The sequence below is a fragment of the Moheibacter stercoris genome (assembly GCF_040545805.1).
Lineage (GTDB): Bacteria > Bacteroidota > Bacteroidia > Flavobacteriales > Weeksellaceae > Moheibacter > Moheibacter stercoris.
Genome location: NZ_JBEPMO010000005.1, coordinates 1 through 11,819 on the forward strand (window position 1 = coordinate 1; position 11,819 = coordinate 11,819).

Annotated in this window: 12 protein-coding genes; 3 read left to right on the forward strand and 9 right to left on the reverse strand. The window is 35.4% G+C overall.

Features of this window, described 5'->3' with window-relative positions:
• Nucleotides 1-136: 136 nt before the first annotated feature.
• On the reverse strand, nucleotides 137-1,552 hold the full coding sequence (locus ABID46_RS05580; protein WP_354507929.1) for a T9SS type A sorting domain-containing protein: 1,416 nt from the start codon (nucleotides 1,550-1,552) through the stop codon (nucleotides 137-139).
• A 162-nt stretch (nucleotides 1,553-1,714) separates the two neighbouring features.
• On the opposite strand from ABID46_RS05580, the gene ABID46_RS05585 reads away from it, so the two are divergent.
• On the forward strand, nucleotides 1,715-2,122 hold the full coding sequence (locus ABID46_RS05585) for an RrF2 family transcriptional regulator (protein WP_354507931.1): 408 nt from the start codon (nucleotides 1,715-1,717) through the stop codon (nucleotides 2,120-2,122).
• Nucleotides 2,123-2,322: 200 nt separating this feature from the next.
• Here ABID46_RS05585 and recN read toward each other — a convergent pair whose 3' ends face one another.
• From recN to dapA, 7 genes are read right to left on the reverse strand one after another with little or no spacing between them, the layout of a single operon-like run.
• A complete protein-coding gene (gene recN / locus ABID46_RS05590) occupies nucleotides 2,323-3,978 on the reverse strand; it encodes a DNA repair protein RecN (RefSeq protein WP_354507933.1) in 1,656 nt (551 codons plus the stop codon).
• Entirely contained in the window at nucleotides 3,978-4,880 is a 903-nt protein-coding gene (gene porD / locus ABID46_RS05595) for a type IX secretion system protein PorD (RefSeq protein WP_354507935.1), read from the reverse strand. The genes recN and porD overlap by 1 nt, the downstream gene beginning before the upstream one ends.
• Nucleotides 4,877-6,079 (reverse strand): bifunctional phosphopantothenoylcysteine decarboxylase/phosphopantothenate--cysteine ligase CoaBC, encoded by a 1,203-nt coding sequence (gene coaBC, locus ABID46_RS05600; protein ID WP_354507937.1) that lies wholly within the window; start codon nucleotides 6,077-6,079, stop codon nucleotides 4,877-4,879. Before coaBC ends, porD begins: the two co-directional genes overlap by 4 nt.
• Before the next feature lie 12 nt (nucleotides 6,080-6,091).
• Complete coding sequence (locus tag ABID46_RS05605; protein ID WP_354507939.1) at nucleotides 6,092-6,421, reverse strand: DNA-directed RNA polymerase subunit omega; 330 nt, start codon at nucleotides 6,419-6,421, stop codon at nucleotides 6,092-6,094.
• Between the two features lie 30 nt (nucleotides 6,422-6,451).
• Nucleotides 6,452-7,351 carry an outer membrane protein assembly factor BamD gene (locus ABID46_RS05610; RefSeq protein ID WP_354507941.1) on the reverse strand — a complete coding sequence of 300 codons (900 nt, stop codon included), beginning with the start codon at nucleotides 7,349-7,351 and terminating at the stop codon, nucleotides 6,452-6,454.
• 40 nt (nucleotides 7,352-7,391) lie between these two features.
• The gene (locus tag ABID46_RS05615; protein ID WP_354507943.1) at nucleotides 7,392-7,889 is read right to left on the reverse strand and encodes a ferritin; all 498 of its coding nucleotides are present in this window, start codon (nucleotides 7,887-7,889) and stop codon (nucleotides 7,392-7,394) included.
• 18 nt (nucleotides 7,890-7,907) lie between these two features.
• Complete coding sequence (dapA, locus tag ABID46_RS05620) at nucleotides 7,908-8,786, reverse strand: 4-hydroxy-tetrahydrodipicolinate synthase (RefSeq protein WP_354507945.1); 879 nt, start codon at nucleotides 8,784-8,786, stop codon at nucleotides 7,908-7,910.
• A gap of 184 nt (nucleotides 8,787-8,970) precedes the next feature.
• On the opposite strand from dapA, the gene ABID46_RS05625 reads away from it, so the two are divergent.
• A complete protein-coding gene (locus ABID46_RS05625) occupies nucleotides 8,971-9,708 on the forward strand; it encodes a 5'-nucleotidase C-terminal domain-containing protein (RefSeq protein WP_354507947.1) in 738 nt (245 codons plus the stop codon).
• On the forward strand, nucleotides 9,708-10,649 hold the full coding sequence (locus ABID46_RS05630) for a bifunctional metallophosphatase/5'-nucleotidase (protein ID WP_354507949.1): 942 nt from the start codon (nucleotides 9,708-9,710) through the stop codon (nucleotides 10,647-10,649). The genes ABID46_RS05625 and ABID46_RS05630 overlap by 1 nt, the downstream gene beginning before the upstream one ends.
• A gap of 124 nt (nucleotides 10,650-10,773) precedes the next feature.
• On the opposite strand, the gene ABID46_RS05635 is transcribed toward ABID46_RS05630, so the two are convergent.
• Nucleotides 10,774-11,814, reverse strand: a complete 1,041-nt coding sequence (locus ABID46_RS05635; protein ID WP_354507951.1) for a YihY/virulence factor BrkB family protein — start codon at nucleotides 11,812-11,814, stop codon at nucleotides 10,774-10,776.
• Nucleotides 11,815-11,819 lie beyond the last annotated feature (5 nt).

Sequence of the window (11,819 nt, forward strand, 5' to 3'; positions counted from 1 at the left end):
TAAAGTATAATCTCGTTGCGTCCGTTTGTTCCTTTCGGAATTTAATTCTTTCATAATAAGTCGATTTTGTGTCAACTTATTTTAGGACGGGACAAGATATCAAAAAAAAGCCGGAAATAATTCCGGCTTTTTTTATTTAGTTTATAATTAATTTTTGTGTTGATCTTGTTGAATTTGATTGGATTTCAATTAAATAAATTCCTTTTTCCAAATTCAATTGAATTGGTTGCTTTGTTAATTCTTTCTTGGATGTAAACACTAATTTTCCATTTACATCATAAATTCGAATGATTCCTTTTTCCAAAGAATCTACTACCAGATTAGACTTGGTTGGATTTGGATAAATTTTGAAAGGAGTTAATTCTTCATTTTCTATTCCCATTACTTCTCCACAAAGGAAAGGATCAAAACTAACTTGCCCTAAACCTTGATCATCAACTTGGTGAAAAATGACATTTTCGACATCTTCATAAGTTGATTCTTGGCCTTCAATCCAACAATTTTGCAAAGCAGAAATAGAATTCGTTGAATTATTATACAATGCATAAATCTCACCTCCATTTCCATTTTCGCTGAATATATTATTTCCTGGATCGTCTGTTGTTCCCAGATCCGCGGTGGCTGTTCCGATTACAGTAATTCCCCATAAATTTTGGCGAATTTCGTTCCCACGAATTTTCATCGATTGTGTATTGTACAAAGAAATTCCGCTTCCTCCATTCATAGGATCAATTTCAGCATCGTTCTTTTCTAGTATATTTTCAATAATTTCTCCTCCAACAGGTCCGATTGCGGTAACGCCATATCGATTGTCACGAACGATGTTGTTGTGAACTTCAATTTGGGTTGGAATTCCAGTTAAACTTGCGACGGCAATCCCACCCACCATATGATGTTCTGGATTTCCAATCACTTCGTTATGACGGATGCGTAAAACTCCATCTTCACCTGATGGGCCCATATTGATTTGAGGACGATTGTTATTGGTCAAATTATTATTCGAAAAATAATTGTTTTCTATGATAGCATACACGCGTGCATTGGCTGCAGATCCTAAAGCTGGATGAATGTTGTTTTCAAAAACTGAATTTCGTACGATGGGTTCTCCGTTTGAAAAAGTGATTGCGCCTCCTGTTGAAGATCCTGTTGAGTTGTGGTTATTGGATACGACAGAATTCTCCAAAATGAACTTTGGTGTAATAACTCTTAATCCACCTCCATGTTCAATACGAGATCTTCTAATGATGACCTCAGACGTGTCAAATAACCAGAAACCTTTGTAAGGGTTTGCTATTTCTGAAGAAGTTATAAAAACGGAGTCTTGGGATTCTGTAGGTTCAGATTTGAAAAATCCTCTAACTCCAATTTCGATTCCTGCATCAATTTTCAAGGTTAATTGACGGTCCAACACCAAAGAGTCATTTGTTTCAACTACTAAATTTTCATGCAATGTATACACATTATCTTCAACTGTTAAAGTAGTTGGCGAATGAAGTGCAATGGAGTCCAATGACCATTTAACACCTGTATTGGGTGTTGAAAATTGAGCCATAGTGGGGATAGAAAAGCCTATTAAAATAAGCGAGTAAATTTTTGATTTCATATAATTTAATCGTAAAAATTAGGAATATGTTGCAAGTTAGAATAAATTGACGAAATTTGTGGGATTGGGTAATTTGAAATTGGTTTAACTAAAGATTGATATTCGGAAAAAATGCTTTCAAAGAAAACGAAGTATGGTCTAAAAGCAATGGCTTATTTAGCGAGGAAAATGGATGGAAATCCAATCTTAATTTCTGAAATTTCAGCTCAGGAAAGAATCCCACTAAAATTTCTAGAAGGAATCTTATTGGATCTTAAAAAGAACGGACTTCTGGAGTCAAAAAAGGGAAAAGGAGGCGGATATTTTTTGAATAAACCTGCGAATGATATCACAATTGCATCCATCATTCGAGTACTCGATGGTCCCATTGCCTTACTTCCTTGTGTAAGTTTGAACTATTACCAAAAATGTGAAGATTGTATCGATGAAGAATCTTGTTCGTTGAACAGAGTGATGGTAAAAGTTAGAGATAAAACATTAAAAGTTCTTGAAAGTCAGTCACTTTCGGACCTTATTTAGAATCGATTTAATTTGTAAAATTACTATACTATTTTACTAGACTTTTGTATATTTGTTATAAGCAATATGAAAATACAGTAGTTTATCTACTTTAAGATATTAAGTCTTATTATTAAGATTTTTTGTGTGTTAGTTATTTATGCCTCATGGTGAACTCTCTGCTGTGAGGTTTTTTTATACCCGAATATTTCGAAGTATTTCTAAGAATTCATCAGTTCTTTGGCTTGATTAATCGCAGTTTCTGTGATGTTAGATCCACTTAACAATTCGGCAATTTCTAGCGTTCGATCTTCTTCCGTTAACGGGAATACTTGAGTTGTGGTCACACCATCGACCTCTTTTTTCTGTACTTTGAAATGATGACTGGCTTTGGCTGCTACTTGCGGTAAATGGGTAATGCTGATCAATTGTAATTCTTCAGCCATTTCTTTCATCAAATTTCCAACTTCATTGGCTACTTTTCCAGAAACTCCTGTGTCAATTTCATCTAAAATCAAAGTAGGTAATTCCATTTTTCCAGCCATCAATTTTTTAATAGCAAGCATCAATCTCGAGCGTTCTCCGCCCGAAACATTTTTCTCAATTGATTTTGGTGTTGATCCTTTATTGGCGCTGAACAAGAATTCTACATGATCCATTCCAAAGGAATTCAATTTTGCTGTAGATTTAAGATCAATTTTTAAAACTGAATTTTCCATTCCCAATTTGGAAAGAGACTGAACCACTTCTTTTTCAATTGCTGGAATTACGCTTTTTCTTTGTTTTGAAATTTCCGATGCAAATTGATTCAAATCTTTGTCCAATTTTTGGATGTCCTTCTCAACTTGTTCAATCTTCTGTTCCAATTCTTGTAAGTTGGAATTCTCCGATTCTAATTGATGTTGAATAGCAATCAATTCTTCAACGGATGTAACACGATGTTTGGAAAGCAAAGATTGAATTAAATCCATACGATCATTTATCAAATTTAATCGTTCGGGATTTGCTTCGAGTCTTTCGATTTTAAAGGAAATTTCTTTTTGGATATCGTCCAATTCTATTTTTGTGGATTGAATTCTTTGGGAAAAATCTTCCAAATCTGAATTCAGTCCTGAAATTTTATTGATTTGAGTAGATAATTCATGTAACTGAGACAATATTCCGAATTCGGGTGTATCCAGTTTTAATTGGATTTCTGCCAAAACTGTTTGAATTTCATCAACATTTTGCAATTCCTTTTGCTCTTTTTCCAATTCGTTCCATTCGTCGGCCTTCAGTTGAGCTTGATCTAGTTCTTGCCACAAAAAGTTTTTATAGTCCGATTCTTTACTAGCTTGGTCTAATTCTGCTCTTAGTTTCGACAAAAATGAATTTTTTTCAGCCCTTGAAGAATAGAGGCTTTGGTAATTTTTGACTTGCTGAATTTGACCTGCATAACCATCCAAAATATTTAATTGGTAATCTTGTTCCAATAAATTGGCGGTATTAAATTGCGAATGGATATCAATCAAATTTCCACTTAATTCTTGAAGAATATGTAAAGTAACGGGCGTATCGTTTACAAATGCTCTTGATTTTCCAGAAGGTAAAAGTTCACGACGTAAAATACTTTGGGGCTCGTAATCCAAATCATTTTCTTCGAAGAACTTTTCCAATTCCAATTTACTTACATCGAAATGTGCTTCAATCACACATTTTTTTTCTTGGTTGTTGAGTTGTTTCAAATCGGCTCTTTCTCCAAGAATTAAACGTAATGCACCCAATAGAATAGATTTACCAGCACCCGTTTCACCTGTGATGATGGTTAATCCTCTTTGGAACTGCAATTGCAGATTATCAATAATGGCAAAATTGGATACCGAAAGTTTGGTAAGCATTATTTTTTCAAATTATTCCAAATAGAACTATTGGTTGGAGATAAAGCTGTTAAGGTCTCTTTGATGGCTGTGATATTGACAGAAGACATCATACCACCACCAAATATTTTCGAAATTTCATCCTTTTTAGCCATGAAGAAAATGTCCAACGGATAAAACAAGGCATAGTTTCCACTGGAATAGAAATTCAAGGTTTCCAACGTATTTCCAATAGCATTTTTGGCTCTTGATTCATTTTCACTCATTGCATCCAAACCTACACGGTGGTATTGATAATACACATTTCGTAAGGTTTTATTGGTAGGTTTCAGAACGTTGTTGATTAAACTTCCACGAGATTTATTTCCATCCATTTCTCCCCAACCGGAATAACTTGTACCCATTGCATTCATGGCAATTTGTTGAGCCGTTTTAAAATGATTGGTTCCTCCTTCCAATTGAAACGTATCTGCATCCATTCCCAATGCGTAATACACATAAAAGGCAATCACATCGGTTAAGTTTTTATTGCTGAATTTTCTCGGATTGAAAATTAATTCTTCGAATTCGGTATATTCAAAACTGAAATTATTGTCCACAAAATTCAAAATAGGAGTGAAGTAAGTGGAATTAAAAACAGGTCTTCTCGTTTGAATTTGTAATCTACCTTTATAAGTTGTAGAGCTTCTTTCTGTGATGATAATCAAAAAATTGGCTTCAATTTTTTCGTGTACTTTGTAACGACTATCTGTCCATTTAGTCGTGTTGATAAAATCACTCAAGGATTTCTCCAATGTTTGAAAAACCTGGTTATTGGAAGCTTGTACTGACGAATAATCCACTGTAACGCGTGCCATGAATTCTTGTGCAGAAACAGAAAATGAAATCAATAATACAACTAACAATGCTTTCAGTTTACTCATAGTATGTGTTTTTCAAGGATAAATGTAAGAATATCTTTTGCAACTTCCGATTTATTTTTTGCTTGAAAGGATATCGGATCTCCTTCCTTTGGTAGGATCGTAATTTTGTTCGTGTCTTTTTGAAAGCCAGCTTCCTCATCTTGAAGCGTGTTCATCACGATGAGATCTAAATTTTTCTTTTCCAATTTGCCTTGGGCATATTCCATCGCATTGTTGGTTTCCAAGGCAAACCCAGCCAAAATTTGATGAGTTTTCTTTTCACCTAAACCTTTTAAAATATCAGGATTTTTGACCAATTCTATGGTCATATTCTCATCGTTCTTTTTGATTTTTTGTTCGGCTTTTGTCGCAGGACGATAATCAGCAACCGCAGCTGACATGATGACGATATCGGCATTTTCGTAATTGTCTTCCATGGATTTTTGCATTTCCAAAGCCGAAATTACATTAATACGTTGAAGGTCATAGCCCGATGTAGAAATATTGGAAGGTCCGCAAACCAAGGTTACATTTGCGCCCATTTCTAAAGCAGATTTGGCGATTTCAATTCCCATTTTTCCTGAGGAGAAATTTCCAATAAATCGAACCGGATCTAACAATTCGTAGGTAGGACCAGCTGAAACCAAAACATTTTTTCCGAATAAGGGTGCTTGGGTTTCCAAATCTTTCTCAAGAAAACTAACAATGTTTTCGGGTTCGGCCATACGACCTTCACCTGATAAACCACTTGCCAATTCTCCAGATTCAGCTGGAATAATTTTATTCCCGTACGATTCTAGTTTGGAAAGATTTTCTTTGGTGGTGGGATGCTGATACATATCCAAGTCCATTGCGGGTGCAATATAGACAGGACACTTCGCGGAAAGATAGGTTGCCAAGAGCAAATTATTGGATGCTCCATCGGCCATTTTGGAAAGTGAATTAGCGGTTGCAGGAGCAACAATCATAAAATCTGCCCATAATCCTAATTCCACATGATTGTTCCAATTTCCATTTTCCTCAGCAAATTCCCATTCGACTGGGTTTTTGGATAAAGTGGAAAGCGTAAGAGGCGTGACAAATTCTCTGGCTTCTGGCGTGAGAATTACTTTTACTTCGGCCCCTTTTTTAATAAGCAAACGAACCAGAAAAGCAGATTTGTAAGCAGCTATCCCTGCGGTAACAGCCAACAAAACTTTTTTCCGGTTCAGTATTGACATAATAGTTTGTTCTTATTTTGCGCTATCTTCCTCTGGATTTCTGAAATAGATATCGTTGTTCATCCATTCTTTGATGGCAATAGATGTAGCTTTTGGAAGACGTTCGTAAAATTTAGAAACTTCAATTTGCTCGCGGTTTTCAAAGATTTCTTCTAAAGAATCTGTGTGAGATGCGAACTCATCTAATTTCTGAATCAATTCAGTTTTCATTTCCTGATTGATTTGTTCAGCACGTTTTCCCATGATTACGATTGACTCGTAAATGTTTCCGGTTTTTTCTTCAATCTTACCTCTGTTGTAAGTTTCTGTTGAAGTAGGTGCGTCGATGTCTTTAAAGTTCATATGATATTCTTTAATACTTTACGTAATTTATTAAGATTTATTGTCTTGGTTAGCAGCTTCTGCATCTGCTTTTGCTTTTTCAATCTTCGCAGCAATTTCTTTGTGTTTCACCATTTCGGCTTCAACTTTTTGATTGATTTTATCTGCTTCTGATTTGAATTTTGAATCAGGATAGGCTTTGACAAACAATTTGTATTGAGTCATAGCATTTTGTAAACGCAATTCTTGAGTTTCGAAACGGCTATAATTCACACCCAATTCATATTTAGAACGCAATGAGTACATCATCGCTTCTTCACGCAATTTGGTGTCAGGATAATCATCCAACATATTGTCAAATGCAATTGCCGCTGCTTTGTATTTTAAAGTTTTGTAATAAATTTTCGCTATCTCAAAATATTTCTTTTCTAATTTTTCGCGCAATTCATTGATGTAACCATTTGCTTCAGGAACACGAGAAGATTCTGGATACATATTGATGAACGACTGCAATTCATTAATTGCACTTAAAGTACTTGTTTGATCTAAATTGTACACCGGTGAATCGGTATAGAATGCATAAGCTGAACGATAAGCAGCTTCTTCTGCACGAGGATCAGTTGGATTGGTGATATAAAAGGTTTTGAACTGGTGCGCAGCCAAACGATAGTTTTTATCTTGGAAATTAGCATCTGCTTGTTTAAAAGCAATATCTGCAGCTTGTTCTGTTCCAGAAAAAGCGGAATTCACTTTTTGATATAATTCAATTGCATTGGCGTATTTTTTTTCTGCATAAAATTCATCTGCAATTTGTAGAATATAGTCCTTATCTGAGCTTTTCATCGCAGATTCAAATCGCTTGTTACAAGATACTAGCCAACATGAGGCAATCAATAGTATTCCTAATTTTTTAAACATTTTGCAAAGGTATAAAAATATTGCCACAAACATAAGATAAATGCTTGTGGCAAAATGTTAAGGTTTTACAAAATTAATTTTCTGCATTGAAAGTTGAAATATCCCTGTCAAATAGATACATTCCACCTTTGTCGTCACCAATTAATTTTAATTTATCCAAGATAATTCTTGCCAATCTTTCTTCTTCAATTTGTTCAGAAACATACCATTGCAAAAAGTTATGGGTTGCATAATCTTTTTCTGCCAATGTCAAGTCCACGATTTGATTGATATGTTCCGAAACTTTGATTTCATGATCCAATACCATTTGGAACACTTCATGCAAATTATTGAAATCTTGTTTTGGCATATGCAAAGATGGAATAATCGCCATTCCACCACGTTCGTTGATGAAACGAACCAATTTCAACATATGCATTCTTTCTTCGTCCGAATGTGCAAATAAAAATTCAGAAACTCCTTCTAAACCTTTTGCATCTGCCCATGATGCCATTGCCAAATACAATTGTGAAGCTCCAGCTTCCATTTCTACTTGGTTGTTCAAGGCATCAATTATACTTTGTTTGATCATAATTCTATATTAATTTTGTTAGTTAAACTTGTCCAATAAGGATTTAATTTTCATTGATAAATTGTCAGTAGCAGGCATCAATGGCAACCTTGTATAAGCATGACAAATTCCTTTGTGAGCCAATAAAGATTTGATTCCTGCTGGATTTCCTTCTACATAAATGGAACGTGTAATGTCCATCAATTCATAATGCAATTTATATGCCTCATCTACCTTTTTGTCCAATCCCAAACGAATCATTTCGGTATATTCCTTTGGCAATCCTTGTGCAATAACAGAAATTACACCCATTCCTCCCGCTAAGGTCATAGGCAATCCAAATTCATCATCGCCCGATAAAACCATGAAATCCGAAGGCTTGTCTTTGATGATTTCTGTGCTTTGCAAGAAATTGGGCGAAGCTTCTTTGATGGCGATGATGTTTTGAAAATCATTGGCTAAACGCAAAGTTGTTTCCGGATTGATGTTAGATGACGTTCTTCCTGGAACATTGTATAAAATGATGTCAGAATCTGTGGATTCTGCCAAAGCTTTGTAATGCTGATAAATTCCTTCTTGCGAAGGTTTGTTGTAGGCAGGTGAAGCTGATAATATGGCGTCAAAATCTTGTAAATCTGTTGATTTAAATTCTTCTACCAATTCCATCGTATTATTTCCACCAATTCCTAAAACCATTGGTAATCTTCCCGAATTGGCTGCTTTTATGGTTGAAAGCACTTCTTGTTTTTCCTGTTTGGTTAAGGTAGGGGTTTCGGCTGTTGTTCCCAAACACACCAAATATTCAACTCCTCCTTCTACTGCATAATCGACTAATTTTTCCAATCCAGAAAAATCAATGCTTCTATCTTCCTTAAAAGGAGTAATCAACGCAATACCTGTTCCTGTGAATTTTTTCATTCTATATCGAATTCAATTTTTTAATGATTTCATAGGTTTTCGCACCTATATTTTACAAATTTAAGGATTAATTACTCAAAAATTTCATGATAATGGCTATTTAATTTAAGTCCAATTTAATCTAAAAAAGATTCATTCTTGCTTGAAAATTTCTCAACTTTGTAGGGTTTAAAAATTAGTCAAAATGAGAAAATCCTTTTTCATTCTCAGTATACCTTTTTTGTTTTTGGCTTGTGCCAAACAGTCTTATAAGGTAACCAATATAGTTCATCCAGCCAATAAATCCATTGATGCATCTATTGAAGCCGATAAGGAAATTGAAGCCTTTATTTTGCCCTTTAAAGAAAAAATGGATGGGGAAATGAACAAAATTTTGACTTATGCCAAAATAGATCTTCCCAAAGATGGATTCAATTCTCCTTTGGCAAATTTTAATTGTGACATGATTTTGGAAGAAGCCAATTTCATATACGAAAAACGTCACGGAAAGAAAATTGATTTATGTCTTTTGAACTGGGGTGGGATGAGAAGAGCTTTTGGGAAAGGTGATTTGACCTTGAAAAATGCCTACGAATTAATGCCATTTGATAATATGGCTTGGGTCGTGACCATGAAAGGAAAGGATTTAGAACCAATGGTCAATTATCTATCGGAATCCGATTTTGGACATCCGATTGCAGGAATGACGTTTTCTCCTTTTGACTTTAAGTCTTTGAAAATTAATGGAAAACCAGTCGATGTAAATGCAACTTATACCATCGTGACCAATGATTTCTTATTGAATGGTGGAGATAAAATGACCTTTTTCAATGCAGCAGAATCCAAAGAAGACTTGGATATTAAGTTGCGCGATATGATTATCGATCATTTCACCAAAAACGATACCTTGAAAATTAATACGGACAAAAGAATTTTGAAATAATGGAAAACAGAAGATCATTCCTTAAAAAAGCAGGAGCAGCGTCTTTATTGACGATGATTCCAGCTGTTGATTTGTTGGCAGGTCAAAATCAAGAAATTAAAAAAGTCACGATTTTGCATACCAATGACCAACATTCTAGAATTGAACCTTTCGAAATTTCCACCAACGAAAGATTGTCCAACAAAGGCGGATTTGCCAGAAGAGCCAATCTTTTGCAAAGCATTCGTCAGCAAGAAAAAAACGTTTTGCTTCTCGATGCGGGTGATGCCTTTCAAGGAACTCCTTATTTCAATATGTTTGGAGGTGAATTGGAATTCAAACTCATGAGCAAACTTGGCTACGACGTCATGACGCTCGGAAATCATGAATTTGACAATGGTTTAGAAGGTTTGAAAAAACAATTTCCGCATAAAAATTTCCCAATTGTCAACGCCAATTACGATTTTACCAACACCATTATGGATGGTTTGGTCAAACCTTACGAGATTTTTTGGCGCGATGGCATCAAAATCGGTGTCTTTGGGTTGGGCGTTCATTTGAAAGGTTTGGTGGGTGACAATGCTTTTGGAGAAACCAAATTCTTGAATCCGATTGAAATCGCGCAGGATTATTCGCGCATCTTAAACGAAGACGAAAAATGTGATTTGGTCATTTGTTTGTCGCATTTGGGATACGAATATTCCGATCCCGAAACGCCTTCAGATATCCTATTGGCTCGAAAAACTTCGGGCATAAACTTGATTATTGGTGGTCATACCCATACGTTTTTAGAAAAACCAGAAAGCCTATTGAACAAGGACGGAAAAATGGTTTTGGTCAACCAAGTGGGTTATGCAGGCTTGTTTTTAGGGCGCATTGATTTCTATTTCCAATACGGGAAAGTCGTACAGACAAAAAGTTTTGCTCTGAACGATTATGCGGTTGACGAAACTTGGGCATAGATTTTTTTGGAGCCAATCCCGCTTTCTGCTTCTATCTTTTAAAATTTCACAAAAATTTTAAAAGGATATCCGCGACAATCGGGGCTATAAATTCAGATCTAAAAGAAAATCAGTTCAAGAAATTCTAGCTTTCTTTTGAAGGAGTCGGATGTTCAATATCGTCATTTTTACTTTCGTTCTTTTCTTTCAAAATTTCTCCTTTTTCCACATCGGTATCTTTACCCGTTTTGACAGCAATTTCGGTGTGGGCAACGAGAACGGCAAAGGAAGAAGGTTTAATGCCATTGTCGTAAAATTTCGCGTGTTCTTTGGTAAATTCCGCTCCGAAATACAAAATAGCCGCTGAAAAATATACCCACAAAAGAAGAATGATCACACTTCCCGCTGCACCAAAAGTACTTGCGGTTGCATTGAATTGTAAGTACATGGAAATTCCATATTGACCCAACATAAACAAAATCGCAGTGAAAATAGCACCTCCAATGATGTGTTTGTTGTTCACTTTTGCGTCAGGAAGAATTTTGAAAATACAACCAAATAATAAAGCTATGACCAAGAAAGTAATTCCATTATTGATCCAATTCAAGGTGCTCAAGGTTATTGCAGGGAAGATTTTGTTGATGTATTCAGTCATCAACATGACGATTGAATTTACCATTAACGAAGTGATTAACAAAAATCCCAATCCCAGAACCATAGATAAAGACAATAAACGATTCAATATAAATTTAAGCCAACCTTTTTTGGGTTTGGGTTTTACGCCCCAAATGGTATTGATGGAATCTTGAATTTCCACAAAAATGGTCGTGGATGTGAAGATTAAGGTGCCAATACCAATCATTAATCCCACATTGGAATCTGTTTCCAGACTTAACTTCTCAATGATGCTCTGAATTTGCAAAGCGACTCTGATTCCAAAAAGATCGGTCATTTCGCTCATCAATTCTTTTTTCGCATCATAATTCCCTACGCGTTCTCCATAAAAAAATCCGATACACCAAATCACTATCAACAACAAGGGACCCAATGAAAATAAGGTATAGTAGGCGAGGGAAGCTGCCATTTTCATACACTTGTCATCGATAAATCCCATGGCCGATTTGTAAATCAAATGAGCCATGTTTTTCCAATACTCAAGCGTGAATTTGTTTCGGATGTTAATCATAATGA